This window comes from Pseudomonas sp. H1_F01 (assembly GCF_054681425.1).
The window spans coordinates 1,548,385-1,566,127 of record NZ_CP162823.1 but is presented as its reverse complement, the minus strand read 5'-3'; the positions used below and the strand labels follow the sequence as shown (position 1 = coordinate 1,566,127).

Here is a 17,743-nt window from a genome sequence, read left to right as displayed (position 1 = left end):
ATCCCATGGCGTCACATGGACTGATTCTGGCTCTCGGCCTGCTCGTGGGATCAAGCGTGACCGCTCACGCCGAGCCACTGGACGAACCCCTCAAACCCCTGCCACCGGCTCCGGCCCTGGACCCCAAGCACGTCCAACTGGGGCTACGGCTGTTCAATGACCCGCGGCTGTCGGTCAACAACACCCTGTCCTGCGCCAGTTGCCATCGCCTGGACAGAGGCGGCGCCGACGACAAGCCGTTTTCCTTAGGCTTCGATGGCAAGCCGGTGGAGGTCAACACGCCCACCGTGTTCAATGCCGGCCTGAACTTCCACCAGTTCTGGGATGGCCGCGTCGACACGTTGGAAGAACAGGTCAACGCGGTCGTGACCAGCCCGGTGGAAATGGGCAGCACCTGGGAATCGGTCGTCAAGCGCATCGCCGATGACCCCGGCTATGCCAAGGACTTCAAGGACGCGTACCCCGATGGCGTGACCAAGCCTAATATCCAGGGCGCACTGGCCGATTACGAGCGCACCTTGCAGACACCCAATTCGCGCTTCGACCAATACCTGCTGGGCAATACCGACATCCTCACGCCCCGGGAAAAGTTCGGTTACCAGCGCTTCAAGGAGTACGGCTGCATCGCCTGCCACCAAGGCGTGAACATCGGCGGCAACATGTTCCAGAAGTTCGGGGTCATGGGCGACTACATCAAGGACCGGGGCAACCCCACCCGAGCCGACGAAGGACGCTACAACATTACCGGCGACGAAGCCGACCGCCAGGTCTTCAAGGTGCCCAGCCTGCGCAACGTGGCCGTCACCGCCCCGTATTTCCATGACGCGTCGGCACCGACCCTGGAACGCGCGGTGGAGGTCATGTTCAAGTACCAACTGGGCCGCGAGCCTCTGAAAAACGATACGACCCTGATCGTCGAGTTCCTCAAGACCCTGACCGGCGAATCGGAGGGCAAGCCTCTATGACCACTCTCCGTCGCCTCGGTCTTGCATTCATCGGTCTGCTACTGGCTTCGGTCCTGCTGTTCATGTACGTCAATTCGGGGGCCCAGCAGGCCGCCTCGTACATTGAGTCCCGGGATCTGATCCGCCTGCTCAAACAGCAAGACGCCATTTGGGACAACGAGGTGCTCAAGTCGCGGATCGCCCTGACCCACAACTACGATCCCCTGGTCTCGCCCCTGCACGAAATGTCGCGCCTGTGGCAGCGTCTCGACGCCATCGAATCGGAGCCCGGGCGCCACAAACCGTCGCTCTGGGAAGCCCAGCGCGACGAGTACCTCAAGGCGATCAAGGAAAAAACCCGGCTGGTGGAACAGTTCAAGTCCCACAACGCGGTGCTGCGCAACTCCATGGCCTTCCTGCCCGCCGCCGAAGACGACATCCAGTCCCAATTCGCCCGGCTGGCTGACACCGAGCGGCTGCAGCTGCAAAACGTCGCCATCGACACCTATGACCTGTTGCTCAGCAGCATGGAGTTCGCCCAACTGAGCACCAGCGAGGTAGCCGCCGAGGTGCTGCTGGGCCTGAACCGGCTGGACGTCAACAAGGAGCGCATGCCCCAGGGGCTTCAAGGCCCCGTTGACATTCTGAGCAGGCACATCGCGCTGATCCTGCGCGAACAACCGCGGGTCAATGAGTTGTTACAGGCCATCGAAGCGATCCCCGTGGCCAGGCACCTGGACACCATTACCGACCTGTTGGAGAAAGACCAGAGCAAAGCCGCGGCCAAATACGAACGTAACCACATCTACCTGCTGGTATTCGCCACGTTCCTGGTATTGATACTGATCTGGCTGGCGATCCGGCTGGTACGCAGCTTCGCCGAGATCAAAAGGGTCAACAACGCCCTGCAAAGCGCCAACGATGAACTGGAACAGCGGGTTGAAGAACGGACCCGCCAGCTCAAGGACACCCAGAGCGAATTGATGGACACCGCTCGCCAGGCCGGCATGGCGGAAATCGCGACCAACGTGCTGCACAACGTCGGTAACGTGCTCAACAGCGTGAACATCTCCGCCGACCTGGTTAGCCGAAAACTGCGCAGCAGCAAGGCCCAGGGGCTGGGCAAGGCGATGCAACTGATCAACGAACACGCCGATGACCTCGGGCACTTTCTCACCGAAGACGCCAAAGGCAAGCTGCTGCCCGGTTACCTCAACCAACTGGTCGAGGCCATCGCGCTCGAGCAACAGGGCCTGACCGACGAACTGGCCCAGTTGAGCAAGAGCGTGGACCACATCAAGGACATCGTCTCCACCCAGCAATCCTATGCCGGGGCCAACAGCCTGCTGGAACCCTTGGTGGTCAGCGAGCTGCTTGAAGATGCCCTGCGCATGAACTCGGGCGCCCTGACCCGTCACCATGTTACGGTGATCAAGGAATACGGCGAAGTGCCGCGGATCATGGGCGACAAGCACCGCTTGCTGTTGATCCTGATCAACCTGATCAGTAATGCCAAATACGCCATGGCGGGGGTTTCCAATCATGCGCGTAACATGACCCTGAAGGCCGCCGTCATCGATGGCCAGACCCTGCAAATCAGCGTCAAGGACGAAGGCGAAGGTATCCCGGAGGAAAACATGACGCGCATCTTCGCCCACGGTTTTACCACGCGTAAGGAAGGCCACGGCTTTGGCCTGCACAGCTGCGCATTGGCGGCCATTGAAATGGAAGGCCGCCTCACCGCCCACAGTGAGGGGCCAGGCAGGGGGGCGACGTTCCAACTGCAACTGCCCCTGAAACTTGCAGAAGGTGAGCCATGAATAGCATGAGTAACCGCCGCATCCTGTTGATCGACGATACACCCGCCATTCATGAAGATTTCCGCAAGATCCTCACCCCGGAGGATGACAGCAACGCTGACTTGCTGGACATGGAAAGCGCGCTGTTCGGCGATGCGCCAAAACCTGCCGCCACCGTGTTCGAACTCGACTCGGCCTATGGCGGGCAGGAAGGCTTGAACAAATTGCTGGAGGCAACGGCAAAAGGGCGACCTTATGCCCTGGCCTTTGTCGACATGCGCATGCCCGAAGGTTGGGATGGCGCCAAGACCATCGAAGAACTCTGGAAGCGCGACCCGCAGTTGCAAGTGGTGGTCTGCACCGCGTATTCGGATTATTCCTGGGATGAACTGCTCGACCGCCTGAACGGCCACGACCGTTTGCTGATCCTGAAAAAGCCGTTCGACAACATCGAAGTCCAGCAGATGGCCAACACCCTGACCACCAAGTGGGAAATGACCTCCCGTGCGCAACTGAAAATGAACAAGCTCGAAGACCTGGTGGAACAACGCACCCAGGCGTTCAAACAGGCCAGCGAGCTGCTGCAAATGGAAATCGACGAACGCAAGATGTTGGAAACCCAACTGGTGCAATCGGAAAAGCTCGCCTCGCTGGGCCAGTTGGCGGCTGGGGTGGCCCACGAAATCAACAACCCGATCGGCTTCATTTCTTCCAACCTGGGGGCATTGGACGGCTACTTCGGCAAACTCCAGGAAATGCTCAGTGCCTACGGCAGCGCCGAGGGGGCCATCGCCTCGCCGGAGCTGGTGGTGCAATTGCGCAAGCTGCGCGAACAGGTGGAGCTGGACTTTCTCGTCGAGGACATCCCGTTGCTGATCAAGGAGTCCAAGGATGGCATCGGCCGCGTCGGACAAATCGTCAAGGACCTGAAGGACTTCTCTCGCGTCGATTCCAGCCAGGAATGGCAGATGGCCAATTTGCAGCAGGGCATGGATTCGACGTTGAACATCGTCGCCAATGAAATCAAGTACAAGGCCGACGTGGTCAAGGAGTACACGCCGTTGCCGGAGGTGGAATGCCTGCCGTCGCAGATCAACCAGGTGATCATGAACCTGATCGTCAACGCCGCCCAGGCCATCGGCCCCGAGCGCGGCACCATCACCCTGCGCAACGGCGTCGGTGATGAAACCGTATGGATCGAAGTCGCCGACAACGGCTCGGGCATCCCCCCCGATACCCTGCAGAAAATCTTCGACCCATTCTTCACCACCAAACCCATCGGCCAGGGCACAGGGCTCGGGCTGTCGTTGTCCTACGGCATCGTGAAAAAACACAACGGCGAGATCACGGTACGCAGCGAAGTCGGCGTCGGCACCACCTTCCGCGTGGAATTGCCGGTGCGGCAGATGAAGCAGGCGAGCTGAGCAACGCCTCTGTGAATCTGTGAATCTGTGGGAGCAAGGCTTGCCCGCGATGGGGACGACTCGGTATTGCAGAAACCGAGGCGCCTGTATCGCGAGCAAGCTTTGCTCCCACAGCTTTAATCCCACATACCCTTGCTCCCACAACAATCCCCTCGCCACAGGGTTGCCCGCCGTTTCGTCGCCGGCGCAGAATGCCTGCGCTACCCTCCCTCCCAAGGAAACCGTATGAGCCTGTCTCTGCTGAGTCGTTACGCCTTCTTTGCCGGCTGTATCATCTTCACCCTCGCCAGCCTGCCGTTCCTGCAACACGACTGGCTTTGGCCGATCACGCTGGTGACCGGGCTGTTGAGCCTGCTGGGGTTGTTCGACTTGCTGCAAAGCCGCCATGCCGTACGGCGCAACTACCCGATCCTGGGCAACATCCGCTACCTGGTCGAAGGCATCCGCCCGGAGATCCGCCAGTACCTGCTCGAATCCGACAGCGATGCCCTGCCCTTCTCCCGGGCCCAGCGCTCGCTGGTGTATTCCCGGGCCAAGAACGAAAGCGCCGACAAGCCGTTCGGCACCTTGATCGACGTCTACCAGACCGGCTTCGAATTCATCGGCCATTCCATGCGCCCGGCACCGTTGAGCGATCCCAGCGGTTTTCGCGTGGCGGTCGGCGGCCCGCAATGCACCCAGCCGTACTCGGCGTCGGTGTTCAACATCTCGGCCATGAGCTTCGGTTCCCTGAGCGCCAACGCCATCCGGGCGTTGAACCAGGGGGCCAAGCTCGGCAATTTCGCCCACGACACCGGTGAAGGCAGCATCAGCCCCTACCACCGCGAACACGGTGGCGACCTGACCTGGGAACTGGGCAGCGGCTATTTCGGCTGTCGCACCTCCGACGGACGCTTCGACCCGGAGCGCTTCGCCGCCCAGGCGCAGAACCCGCAGGTGCGGATGATTGAAATCAAGATGAGCCAGGGCGCCAAACCCGGTCATGGCGGGATCTTGCCCAAGCACAAGGTCACCCGGGAAATTGCCGAGACCCGAGGCATCCTCATGGGCGAGGATTGTGTTTCGCCGTCACGTCACAGCGCGTTTTCCACCCCGATCGAACTGATGCAATTCGTCCAGCAACTGCGCGAACTGTCCGGCGGCAAACCGGTGGGCTTCAAGTTCTGCCTGGGTCACCCCTGGGAGTTCATGGGTATCGCCAAGGCCATGCTGGAAACCGGGATCCTGCCCGACTTCATCGTGGTCGACGGCAAGGAAGGCGGCACGGGCGCGGCGCCAGTGGAATTCACCGACCACATCGGTGTGCCGTTGCGCGAGGGCCTTTTGTTCGTGCACAACACCCTGGTGGGCCTGAACCTGCGAGACAAGATCAAGCTCGGCGCCAGCGGCAAGATCGTCAGCGCCTTCGACATCGCCAGCGTCCTGGCCATCGGTGCCGACTGGGCCAACGCCGCGCGTGGCTTCATGTTCGCCATCGGCTGCATCCAGTCGCAAAGCTGCCACACCAACAAATGCCCCACCGGCGTCGCCACCCAGGACACCCTGCGCCAGCGCGCCCTGGTCGTCCCGGATAAAGCCCAGCGGGTCTACAACTTCCACCGCAACACCCTCAAGGCCCTGGCCGAAATGCTCGCCGCCGCCGGGCTTGAGCATCCGTCACAGTTGCAGCCCAAGCACCTGGTACGGCGTATGTCGGCCACTGAGGTGAAGTTGTTCTCCCAACTACACGTCTTCTTGAAGCCGGGGGAATTGCTGACCGGAGAGGTCAATGGGGCATTTTATTCGCGGATGTGGCAGATGGCGCGGGCGGACAGTTTTGAGCCGCGGGAGGTGGTGGCTGCGTAATGGTCACTGGATTGCCAGCCTCATCTGGGGCTGGTGTCGTTTTAAGGGTAAACAGGGAAGCAACCATCGCCCCATCCCTAAGAGTAAGGGTGTTTTCCCAATCTTTTTCCAATAGCGGCCTGATGTCAGATAAAGATTTCGCCGCCACCCACCAGACCCTGTTTCCATGACATTTAAGTACCTGAGGATTGTTGAAATAAACCCACTTGGAACCCTCAGAAATCAGGGCATAGCCACTACGGTCAAAAACTTCTAGAGCAGTGCTGGGAGGTAAGCGAATGTAAAGCTTCGGTCGTATGCCGGTCTGATTGTAATAACTGAATGGCAAGTACCAGATCAAAGACTCCAGCACGATTTCGTCGCCTGGTCGAACGGCTTCCTGGAGTTTAGCGGCCAGTACATCGAGCCTGAAATCCCTCCGCAAATCGGTACCATTCAAGCCATCCTCTTGTCTATGTACCGATTGCAAACCCAGTACTTCCGCTGCCAGCACAATCATTCCGGCCAAAACCAAAACCTCAGGTCGTCGTGCCAATCTATCCAGCGCTACAGCGACGACGAAAGGCATTCCAACCGCCGCAAATACCAGATAGCGAGGAACAAACATCGGAATAACTAGTGCCACCAGCGCAAGAATGACAGTAGGGATAAAAAAATAGCCAGCCAATAAGCCGCTGAAACGAAGCTGGGCCTTATCGTTCCAAACCAACATTGCCGCACATAATGCAACTCCTATCAAAGGTAGCGCACACACAAGCAACGATTGCGCCTGCCACCCGTTCATCAAAATGAACTGCCAAACGAGACTCAGCAACGCCTGCATTGTGATGGGCGGTATCCAATTGAGCACATACCTGGCATATAGCTGATCGGTGAAATGAGGTAGCCAAGGCAGGAATAGCATCACGATGAGACCATTGACCAACATCCAGGACCGCACAGGTAGCACGGTTTGGTATTTCCCCGGACGTCCCCACCACCAATAAAACCAATGAACGAGCACGCACAGCGCAGCAAAGTAGTGAGTATAGAAAGCGGCCGTCATCAACAGCACATAGATAATCGGGAAACGCTTTTTTTCCGGATCTTTAACCCAGCACACCAATGCGACGGTTGCCCCCATCAGCCAAAACCCGAGCAAGGTGTACATGCGCGCTTCCTGGCTGTAACGGACCGAGATCGGCAGCAACGCCAATAGCAACGCAGCCATCAAGGTAGCTCTTCGCGTGGCAACCAGACTCATCAACTTGATGCTCAGCAAGACCGTACCCACGTCTGCTATCACACTAAGCGACCTTACGGCCAAGGCTCCATCGCCAAACAGAATCATCCAATAGTGCAGCACAAGGTAATAAAGAGGCGGGTGAACATCTCGCGCCGTAATAGACCAGATCTGCCACGGCTCATGTCTGGCAAGCAGTACGCTGAAAGCTTCGTCATACCAGATGGCAGGCAGCGTGATTCCGTGAAATCGCACGGCTAGCGCAAGAACCGTCACAGCGACCAACGCTGAGCGGTCCAGCCCAATCAGTGAGTTGCTGAGAAAACCGCTCGATAACGTTTTCACGGGTGCTCCCGACCCAGCAGGCCCTTGCCTGGCGCCGTTCAATCTATGTTCTGTGCCTGCACTGGGTCTACTGTAAGAACTAACAGGAGTTTGACTGCGCCGCAGGCACAAAAGCTCATGAACAATTGGGGAGGTTTCGAAGGCCTCAACAAAAAAGCCCCGATCATCCGACCGAGGCTCTGTTTACATCGCGGTTAACCTACGAAGCTGAACGCACCGAACCCTGCACATCACCTGTCGGCTGCAACTTGAAGGTATAAAACAGCCCCGTCAGCAGCACCAGGAACGCCGGGCCGACATACAACGCCACGCGGGTGTCCGGGAAGTACGCCATCAGGCCCACCACCAGCACCAGGAAGGCCAGCGCCAGGTACGAGCTGACCGGGTACAGCCACATGCGGTATTTCAGGGCCGCACGCTCTGAAGCGCTGAGGCTTTTGCGGAACTTGAGCTGGGCCAGCAGGATCATCACCCAGGTCCAGATCGCGCCGAACGTGGCAATCGACGTCACCCAGACGAAGACTTTCTCCGGCACCAGGTAGTTGAGCAGCACGCCCAGCAGCAATGCGGCGATGGACAGCAGCAATGCGCGGCGCGGTACGCCGTTGGCCGAGGTCTTGGCGAAACCGGCCGGGGCCTGGCCATTCTGCGCCAGGCTGTAGAGCATCCGCCCGGTGCTGAAGATCCCGCCGTTGCAGGACGACAGCGCGGCGGTGATCACCACGAAATTGATGATGCCGGCGGCGGTCTTGATGCCCAGGCGCTCGAAGGTCATCACGAACGGGCTGCCCTGGGTGCCGATCTCGTTCCACGGGTAGATCGACAGGATCACGAACAGCGCGCCGACGTAGAACAGCAGGATTCGCCAGAACACCGAGCCGATGGCGTTGGGAATGGTTTTCTGCGGGTTCTTCGCCTCACCGGCGGTCAGGCCGATCATCTCCACGCCCAGATACGCGAACATCACCATTTGCAGGGACATCAACACGCCGGACACGCCGTTGGGCATGAAGCCGCCGTGGGCCCAGAGGTTGGAAATGCCCAGGGCCACGCCGTCGTTGCCGAAGCCGAAGGCGATGATGCCGACACCACCGATGACCATGGCGATGATGGTGACGATCTTGATCAGGGCGAACCAGAATTCGAACTCACCGAAGGCCTTGACCGCGATCAGGTTGATCGAGCCCATGCTGACCAGCGCCGCCAGGGCCCAGATCCAGCGGGGCACATCAGGGAACCAGATGCCCATGTACACCGCCACCGCGGTGATTTCCGCCACGCAGGTCACCAGCCACAGGAACCAGTAGTTCCAACCGGTCAGGAAGCCTGCCAGCGGGCCGAGGTAGTCCTGGGCATAGCGGCTGAACGAACCGGCCACCGGGTTGTGCACGGCCATTTCGCCGAGGGCGCGCATGATCACCAGGATCGCCAGGCCGCCAATGATGTAGGACAGCATGATCGCCGGACCGGCCATTTCAATAGCCTTGGCCGAGCCGAGGAACAACCCGACACCGATGCAGGCGCCGAGCGCCATCAGGCGGATATGCCGCTCACCGAGTTCACGTTTGAGCGGACCACCCTGGGTGGTCTCGCCATGGGGCAGATGATTGCCGACAGGCATAGGGATACAACCTCGTCTTGTTATTGGATTAGCCACCGAGTGTCCAAAGCCACAGGCCGGTGAGCCTGCCGCCTTGCCGAAACCGGGTCTGTCTTGTGGGCAGACCGTCCTGTGGAACGACAACCTCAGGATCAGCGGGCCATGCAGTATAAAAAGCCAGGGATAGAGAGTTTCACTGTAAAACCTGGGAAATTCAGGGATAAGCCTGCGCCACAAGTGGCTTTTGGAGAGGCGTTGTCTGGGATTTCAGGTCATACGGAAACGGCGCCGAGTATTGCACAGCATTGGTGCAGCGTCATGTTTTGGCATGGGTAGGTGGCTCTAGCGCAGGGCTTTCGGACAACTCCCCGTTTCGCAGCGCCCGCAGTTTTTGATCGTTCCCACGCTCCTGCGTGGGAATGTCGCCAGGGACGCTCCGCGTTCCGGTTCTGGAAGGTGACGCAGAGCGTCACGGGATGCATTCCCACGCAGAGCGTGGGGAACGATCACACCGACAGAGCGGCACCACCGGAGCCTCCTGACAGACGAGGGCAGACAATTTCCCCTCCCCCCACGCCAACCACCGTCTAAGCTTCAAGCAAGTCCGATCAATCTGCGTGAATGGATCAGTCGACTATGGGCGCTTTGTGGCAAACCGATTCGAATGAACCTGTGGTCCCGACTGAACGTATGGAAGAAGCGCCTTTACCTCAAAAAAAACGCCGCGCACGGCACGGCTGGCGGGCATTCTGGTTACTGCTGCTGATTATCGTGGTGGTGGTCGGCCTGGCGGTGGCCAAGGAAATGCGCACCTCGCGATTTCAGGCCCGGGAGATCAGCAAATACGCTGCGTCCCTGAGCTATGCGGTGCAGCCGGGGCCCAGCGATGCCATCGTTTACCCGGGCGCAGGCCCGTTCGACCGGCGCTTGGGCTACAGCGCGCTGGGGGAATTCCTGCCGCGCCTGCTCAAGCGCGACTACGTGATCCAGGCCCAGGCGCGGTTCTCGCCGGCCTTGATGGACTACGTCGAAAAAGGCCTGTTCGTACCCTATGCGGAAAAGATCCAGGCCGGCCTGACAATCACCGACTGCCGCGCCGCGCCGGTCTATCAGTTCAAGTACCCGCAGCAACTGTATGCGAACTTCGAAGCGATCCCGCCCGTGGTGGTGCAGAGCCTGTTGTTTATCGAGAACCGCTTCCTGCTCGACCCCAAGCAACCTTTGGCCAACCCGGCAGTGGACTGGCCGCGCTTCGGCATGGCGGCCTGGTCGCAGGTCGCCAAGCTGTTGAGCCTGCCGGGACAATCCGCTGGGGGCAGCACGCTGGCGACACAATTGGAGAAGTACCGTCACTCGCCTGAGGGCCTGACCGTGTCCGGCGCGGAGAAAATCCGCCAGATGATTTCCGCCAGCGTGCGGGCTTATCAGGCCGGCCCGCAAACCCTCGAGGCGCGGCAGCGGATCATCCGCGACTACCTCAACAGCGTGCCGCTCTCCGCCGTGCCCGGGCATGGTGAAGTCCATGGCATGGCTGAAGGCTTGCGGGTCTGGTACGGCGCCGATTTCAAGCGGGCCAATGAACAGCTGTTCAGTACCGCCACCGACCCCAAGAGCCTGGCGGGAAAAGGCTTGGCCCTGCGGGAAATGCTGTCGTTGATGATCGCCCAGCGCCGCCCCTCCCATTACCTGTCCAAGGGTCACGATGAACTGGCGCGCCTGACCGACAGCCACATCCGGCTGTTGGCGCAGAACGGCGTGATCGATGCGGCACTGTCCGAGGCAGCCCTGGCGAGCCAGGTCAGTTATCGCGACTGGGTCCAGGACCCGACCGTCCAGCCCAACGAAACCAACAAAGGCATCAGCGCCGCCCGCAGTCGCCTCGCCGCCCTGCTCAATCGTCCGCTGTACGACCTCGATCGCCTCGACCTCTCCGCCACCAGCACCTTGCAAAGCGACTTGCAGGCCCAGGCCACCGACTACCTCAAGCGCTTGGCCGACCCGGCCTTCGCGACCGAGATCGGCCTGATGGGCGAACGCCTGCTGACCCCCACCAGCACCACCCAGGTGCGCTACAGCTTCACCCTGCTGGAACTGACCCCCGACGGCTCGCGCGTGCGGGTGCAGACCGACAGCACCGACCAGCCCTTCGACATCAACGAAGGCAGCAAGCTGGAACTGGGCTCCACCGCCAAGTTGCGGGTGCTCACCACGTATCTGCAGATCATCGCCGAGCTGCACGAGCGCTATGCCCAGCAAACCCCGGCGGCATTGAAGAAAGTCGACATCGCCGAGCCGGACCGCCTCTCCCGCTGGGCCGTGGACTACCTGATCCAGAACACCGACCGCAGCCTGCCGAAAATGCTCGAAGCCGCGCTGGACCGCACCTATTCAGCCAGCCCCGGAGAAGCGTTCTTTACCGGTGGCGGGCTGCACACCTTCCACAACTTCCGTAACGAGGACAACGGCCGCATCCCCACGCTGCGCGACGCCCTGCGTGAATCGATCAACCTGCCTTTCATCCGCCTGATGCGCGACCTGGTGCGTTACGCCACCTATGCCGGCCCCAATAACAGTTCCGAACTGCTCAAGGACGACAAGGACCCGCGCCGCCAGGAATACCTGGCCCAGTTCGCAGACCGCGAAGGCACCTCGTTCCTGCTCAGGTTCTGGAAGAAGTATCAGAAAAAGGACACCGGCCAACGCCTGGAAACCTTCCTCGACGGCATGCGCCCTACGGCGATCCGCCTGGCCGCCGTGCACCGTTATTTCTTTCCCAACGACAGCCAGGAGAGCTTCAACCGCTTCGTGCGCGCGCACTTGAAGTCGGCCAAGGGAGCCGAAAAACTCACCGACGAACGCCTGGAACGGCTCTACCAGAGCTACGGCCCCGGCGCCTATGACCTGCCGGACCAAGGCTTCATCGCCAAGGTCCACCCGCTGGACCTGTGGTTGATGGGTTACCTGCTGAACAACCCCGACGCCAAGTTCAGCCAGATCGTCAAGGCCAGTGAGTTCGAGCGCCAGGAAGTCTACAGCTGGCTGTTCAAGAGCCGGCACAAGAGCGCCCGCGACAGTCGCATCCGCACCATGCTGGAGATCGAAGCCTTCCTGGATATCCATCAGCGCTGGCAACAAGTCGGCTACCCTTTCGACCACCTGGTACCGTCGCTGGCCACCGCCATCGGCAGCTCCGGCGACCGCCCCGCCGCGCTGGCGGAACTGGTGGGCACTATCCTCAACGATGGCATCCGCAAGCCCGCGCTGCGCGTCGACAGCCTGGATTTTGCCGTCGGTACGCCTTACGAGACACGCCTGGTGAGCAATCCGGATAACGGCAAGCGCGTGATGCCGGCGGAAGTGGCCCAGGCCTTGCGCGGTGCGCTGTCCCAGGTGGTGGATGCCGGCACCGCGAAACGCGTGGCCGGCAGTTTCAAACTGGCCGATGGCACACCGTTGGCCATGGGCGGCAAGACCGGTACCGGTGACAACCGCATCGAAGCCGTCGGCTCCGGCGGGCGAGTGATCAGTTCCAAGTCGATCAACCGCACCGCCACCTTCGTCTTCTACATCGGCGACAGCCATTTCGGCACCCTGACCGCCTTCGTGCCAGGCGCCTCGGCGCAGAACTTCAAGTTCACCTCGGCCTTGCCAGTGCAGGTGCTCAAGGGCATGGCGCCGTTCCTCTCGCCCTACTTGCAACCGGGCAGCCACACCCAATGCAAGCCCTTGGTGGCAAGCCACTGATGGTCAGCGACGTGGTGTGGGTCAAGGGGTTACGCGAGGCACCGCGTCGAAGATCACGGTCAAGTCGGCGGTGTACAGGCCGTGCTGACCATCGTAGACCTTGTCCGAGGCCATGATGTGCATGTCCGCCTGGGTGCCTGGCGTGGACGTTGCGTCATCCACCACTTCCTGGGACACACCGGTCAGGCGGATATTGTTGAACCTGACAAGCAGGGGAATGGCGTCACTGCCGTTGGTCAACCACGCCCGGCCGCCCTCGAGATAGGCGTGGACCGAGCCATCGGTGTGCTTCACATCGAAGGTCTGGCGCAGCGGGCTCAGTTGGCTGTTCACCGGGTCGAAATGCATGACCTCATCCTTGCCGAAGTCCGGATTGCGCGGCTGCACATGGAACTGCTTGTTGGGAATGTTCGCGGTGATATGGATGGCGGTGCGTGCATCATCAGCCGCCAGCACCAGTGAAGGACTCAGGATTGCAAGGGTCGTCATGAACATCACTTTTCTAAACATGCTTGATACCTTTTCAGAGTAATGAAACGAAGTGGAGACCACCTTGTGGCGAGGGCGCTTACTCCCGCCGGTTGCGCCTGCAGCAGCTATGTTGATCGTTCCCACGCTCTGCGTGGGAACGCATCCCGTGACGCTCTGCGTCACCTTCCAGAAGCGGAACGCGGAGCGTCCCTGGCGACATTCCCACGCAGGATCGTGGGAACGATCAAGATCAAAAGATCGCAGGCTTCGCCAGCTCCTACAGAACCGGGACGCTCGTAGCCCGTATTCCAACCCACACCTTTGCGCCTCACGGCGCAATGGCATCGAACACCATGTGCACCGTGCCGTAGTAATCGCCGGGCTTGTATTCGTCGGCGGGTTTGATAGCGGCGATTTCCAGCGGCACCTGGCGTCCGGGCCGGGCCTCGATAGCTGACACCACGTGGTTCGAATCCAGGGTCAACTCGACGTTGTTGAACCGTACCCGCAGGTCGATGCGCTCACGACCGTTGGATAGGTACGCCTCTTCGGCCAGGCGCGCGCCGATAGCACCGTTGCTGTTCTTCACCTCATAGGTCGCCCGCAACGGGCTGAGCTCGTTGGTGATGGTGCTGAAGGGCAAGCGTTGTTCACGCTGGACCAACTGCGGATCGAGGGGCAGCACATAGAAATCCAGCGTCGGGATGGTCACGTAGAGTTCGAAGGTTTCCCGTTCGACCGCGCCCCAGGCCGGGCTCCAGGGCAACATCAGAGCGGTCAATGCGAGGGGACTTAGCAGTGTCTTGAACATTTTGATTACCTGTGGCGTCAACGACGGTTCGGCGACGGCAACCGTCAACCCTTGATCTCGACGGTCTTGCTCTGGCCGCCCTCGATCAGCGTGAAGCGATATTCACGCCCCGCCTCCTTGTCGAACGAAAACGCGCGACCGGCCATGACGTGGTGTTTGGTGGTCGGCCGGCAGTCGTTTTCTTTCTTCACCGCACAATCCTTGAACTCATCGAGCACCAGGACGCTGTTGCCGTTGTTGCGCATAACGTAGCGACTGGCGCTGTCATCGATCACCGTCTCGAAACGGGTGTCCTTGGGACGCACAAAGAACACCGTGCCGTAGCCCGCCAGGACCTTGACCCCCGCCGCCACGCGTTCTTTCTTGTACTCTTCGCGCTCCTGCGCACTGACGGCAAATTCGTCCTCCGCTTCCGGCACCACCGGCACGAAACGCACCCGGAAGTAACGCTCCTTGTCACGGTTGCCCATGAACAGCAAGCGTGTGCCCTGCATGCCGTTGGCCGGCACGATCAGCCGCGCCGGGCTGGCCATCAGGCCATCCTTGGCCATGGCACTGGCCTGGTTCTGCAGCGGCACTTCCTGATAGGTGCCGTCCTCGTTGTAGATGATTTCCAGAATGTTGACCTTGACGAATGCCGTGGACGTCCCGCCGTTGAACACCCGTTTCATGTAGGTACTTTTGTCGCCATCAAGGTAGTCGTAGACCACCCCGACACCAATCTGCGGCCCGGCCTGGGCCATGCCACAAAACAGATAAAACCCAATCCATGCCCATAGATGCTTCATCACTTTTTCAACCTCATGCATTAAACGTAATTCACTGAATATGGCTGGCCCTAAGGGCTCTCAGACTTCCGAATCCCAGATCACCGTGACATTGCCGGCATAGGCCTTGGCGCCGCTGTCGAGCATCTCTTCGACGCTGGTGCGGGCTACTTCAAAATGCAGAGTGCCCGGCCGGCGATCGATGTAAAAACCCGGCTGGAACAGCTCGGTGCCACTGCCGTCACGCAGTAATCGGCGGCGGTTGATCGATTGCCCGGCGGCGTCGGTCAACCCGTCGGGCAGGGTCACGCTGACGTCCACCGGCACGGCATGACCGGTGCCGGTTTCGGCAATCGCGCAGGTGTTGCCGCTGGTGTGCTGGCATTCGATGGCCATCTTGAAACGTGACGAGGCCGAGATATGGAAACGTTGGTCGCGAAACAGCTGCGCCGGTTTTCGCCCGCTGTTCAGCCAGGCTTGCCAGCCTTGCGGCGGCACCAGTTCCACGCGGTTGCCGCCGGGGGGCACTTCGACCTGGAGGGTGTGCTCGATATCGAGTTTGAAATTGAGGGTGATCACCGAGTCACTGGGGAGCATGACGTCGCCCATGTCGAAGTCTTGTCCCGGCCCAACGCCATAGCTCACTGAACCGGTGTATTGGCCGGACGACATCCTCAATGGGTTGGGGGTGCGCAGTTCGTAGGCGAAATCCAAGTGGCGGTAGGACATGCTGGGGATCAAGTAGCTGGCCCTTTTGGCACACACCCCCTCGGTCGGTGTCTTCCAGAAAAAGTTATAGATCCACTCGTTCATGGTCGCAAAATTACTGGATCGACAGGGCGAAGGCGCATACCTCCAGCTGGAACCGCTCCATAACCTGGTATGAGCGGTTGAGAGATCCACACCGCCGCCCACCAGGCTGATTACGCTGACAGGAAGTTGGTAACGCGAACCTATGCCGGAGATGCGAACTTGAACAATTTCAGTTTCGCCCGTACCCGTATGGGTCACCTGTGCCAGACGCCAAGTGGCCGGTACATCGAACATTGCCCCTTGCCGGGAATCCCCATGATTGGCCTGAATGGGACCGGTGGAGTCGAAGACAATGGGCAGCTGGATGCTGAACATTTTTTCCGCATCGCATACCGCCGGATACAGTGCGCAATAACCCGAGACCGGGGTGGTATTGAGAAAGGTGTTTTGGTTGGGCTTCGAGGGATCGGGCCTGAAGATCGCGCTGATATCCTTGCTCACGGCATCAGCCGTCGATGCGCACGTCAACACCACCACCGATACCATGCCTTGCACTGCCATTGGTAACTGCTTCATCTCTACCTCACCCTCAAATCGGCCCGGACCGCCCAAGCCACTCCTTTTTAAACTTCCGAATCCCAAATAACGGTGACGTTGCCGGTGTAGGCCTTGGCGCCGCTGTCGAGCATCTCTTCGACGCTGGTGCGGGCCACTTCAAAGTGCAGAGTGCCCGGCCGGCGATCGACATAGAAACCTGGCTGGAACAGTTCGGTGCCGCTGCCGTCACGCAGTAACCGGCGGCGGTTGACCGGTTGCCCGGCGGCGTCGGTCAAGCCATCGGGCAAGCTGACGCTGACATCCACCGGCACGGCATGACCGGTGCCGGCTTCGGAGATCGCGCAGGTATTGCCACTGATGATTTGGCATTCGAGCGCCATCTTGAAACGTGAGGAAGCGGAGATATGGAAGCGCTGGTCACGAAACAACCGCGTTGGTTTGCGACCGCTGTTCAGCCAGGATTGCCAGCCTTCCTGGGGGACCAGTTCCACGCGGTTGCCGCCGGGGGGGACTTCCACCTGGAGGGTGTGTTGGACTTCAAGATTGAAATTGAGCGTGAGCGCCGAATCGTTGGGGAGCATGACATCGCCCATGTCAATGTCCTGCCCCGGCCCGACGCTATAAGTCAGCGACCCGGTGTATTGGCCGGACGACATTTTCAGTGGGTTGGGGGTGCGCAGTTCGTAGGCAAAGTCCAGATAGCGGTAAGAAAAGCCAGGGATCAAATAATTGGCCCCTTTTGCACATACGCCCTCTACCGGGGTTTTCCAGAAGAAGGTGTAGTCGGTATTGGTATACAACCCTATACCGCTGTATCTACAAGGCGATGGGGCATATACCCAACTAAGGCCGTTCCATAACCGTTGATGGGCGATCAAGAGCGACACGCCGCCACCTACCAAGTCGATGACGTCACCAGAGAGTCGGTATGTCGAACCTATACCGGACCAGCGCACTTCAACGACCTCGGTTTCACCCGTCACTGAATGGGTCACCTGTGTCGTGCGCCAAGTGGTAGGGAGTTTAAACATCGCGCCCTGTCGAGCATCCCCATGGTTGGCTTGAATAGGACTGGTCGAACTGAAGATAAAGGGCAACCGAATGCTGAACATCTTTGTTGCCCTGCATTCCGACGGATATTGTGCGCAGTAACCGCTAACAGGCGTGGTATTGAGAAAGGTATTTTCGTTGGGTTTCGATGAGTCAGGCCTGAACAGTGCGCTAATGTCCTGGGTCAAGGCATTGGCCGTAGGCACACACGCAAACAACAACACCGAGACCACGCTGCGCACTGCAACCGATAAGGGTTTCATTTATACAACCTCATACATCAAGACAAATCATTGCAAATAGGTGGTGAGCAACTCACCTGTGGGAGCAAGGCTTGCCCGCGATGCAGGCGCCCGGGTCTTCAGGTGAACGGCGTTATCGTTCATCGCGAGCAAGCTTTGCTCCCACGG

12 protein-coding genes are annotated in these 17,743 nt (G+C 59.8%); 5 read left to right on the top strand and 7 right to left on the bottom strand.

What is annotated here, in order from left to right:
• Nucleotides 1–5 precede the first annotated feature (5 nt).
• The 4 genes from AB4O09_RS07210 (at nt 6) to AB4O09_RS07195 (ending at nt 6,012) form a co-directional block, all read left to right on the top strand.
• Nucleotides 6–965 (top strand): cytochrome-c peroxidase, encoded by a 960-nt coding sequence (locus AB4O09_RS07210; RefSeq protein ID WP_003205189.1) that lies wholly within the window; start codon nt 6–8, stop codon nt 963–965.
• The gene (locus AB4O09_RS07205) at nt 962–2,764 is read left to right on the top strand and encodes a DAHL domain-containing protein (protein ID WP_003205190.1); all 1,803 of its coding nucleotides are present in this window, start codon (nt 962–964) and stop codon (nt 2,762–2,764) included. Before AB4O09_RS07210 ends, AB4O09_RS07205 begins: the two co-directional genes overlap by 4 nt.
• A complete protein-coding gene (locus AB4O09_RS07200) occupies nt 2,761–4,167 on the top strand; it encodes an ATP-binding protein (protein WP_003205192.1) in 1,407 nt (468 codons plus the stop codon). The genes AB4O09_RS07205 and AB4O09_RS07200 overlap by 4 nt, the downstream gene beginning before the upstream one ends.
• 225 nt (nt 4,168–4,392) lie before the next feature.
• The gene (locus AB4O09_RS07195; protein WP_013694138.1) at nt 4,393–6,012 is read left to right on the top strand and encodes an FMN-binding glutamate synthase family protein; all 1,620 of its coding nucleotides are present in this window, start codon (nt 4,393–4,395) and stop codon (nt 6,010–6,012) included.
• Here AB4O09_RS07195 and AB4O09_RS07190 read toward each other — a convergent pair.
• Nucleotides 5,933–7,579 carry a glycosyltransferase family 39 protein gene (locus AB4O09_RS07190; protein WP_028236685.1) on the bottom strand — a complete coding sequence of 549 codons (1,647 nt, stop codon included), beginning with the start codon at nt 7,577–7,579 and terminating at the stop codon, nt 5,933–5,935. The two genes, AB4O09_RS07195 and AB4O09_RS07190, sit on opposite strands and share 80 nt — an antisense overlap.
• Before the next feature lie 199 nt (nt 7,580–7,778).
• The gene (locus tag AB4O09_RS07185; protein ID WP_003205197.1) at nt 7,779–9,200 is read right to left on the bottom strand and encodes an amino acid permease; all 1,422 of its coding nucleotides are present in this window, start codon (nt 9,198–9,200) and stop codon (nt 7,779–7,781) included.
• A gap of 615 nt (nt 9,201–9,815) precedes the next feature.
• Here AB4O09_RS07185 and AB4O09_RS07180 point away from each other — a divergent pair.
• Nucleotides 9,816–12,923, top strand: a complete 3,108-nt coding sequence (locus tag AB4O09_RS07180) for a transglycosylase domain-containing protein (RefSeq protein WP_003205199.1) — start codon at nt 9,816–9,818, stop codon at nt 12,921–12,923.
• 21 nt (nt 12,924–12,944) lie between these two features.
• Here AB4O09_RS07180 and AB4O09_RS07175 read toward each other — a convergent pair whose 3' ends face one another.
• The 5 genes from AB4O09_RS07175 to AB4O09_RS07155 form a co-directional block, all read right to left on the bottom strand.
• Complete coding sequence (locus AB4O09_RS07175) at nt 12,945–13,433, bottom strand: CS1 type fimbrial major subunit (RefSeq protein ID WP_003205201.1); 489 nt, start codon at nt 13,431–13,433, stop codon at nt 12,945–12,947.
• 289 nt (nt 13,434–13,722) lie between these two features.
• On the bottom strand, nt 13,723–14,205 hold the full coding sequence (locus AB4O09_RS07170) for a CS1 type fimbrial major subunit (RefSeq protein ID WP_003205202.1): 483 nt from the start codon (nt 14,203–14,205) through the stop codon (nt 13,723–13,725).
• Between the two features lie 44 nt (nt 14,206–14,249).
• Entirely contained in the window at nt 14,250–14,993 is a 744-nt protein-coding gene (locus AB4O09_RS07165; RefSeq protein ID WP_038859429.1) for a pilus assembly protein, read from the bottom strand.
• Nucleotides 14,994–15,053: 60 nt separating this feature from the next.
• Complete coding sequence (locus tag AB4O09_RS07160) at nt 15,054–16,286, bottom strand: hypothetical protein (protein ID WP_003205207.1); 1,233 nt, start codon at nt 16,284–16,286, stop codon at nt 15,054–15,056.
• Between the two features lie 62 nt (nt 16,287–16,348).
• Nucleotides 16,349–17,596, bottom strand: a complete 1,248-nt coding sequence (locus AB4O09_RS07155) for a hypothetical protein (RefSeq protein WP_305441445.1) — start codon at nt 17,594–17,596, stop codon at nt 16,349–16,351.
• Nucleotides 17,597–17,743 lie beyond the last annotated feature (147 nt).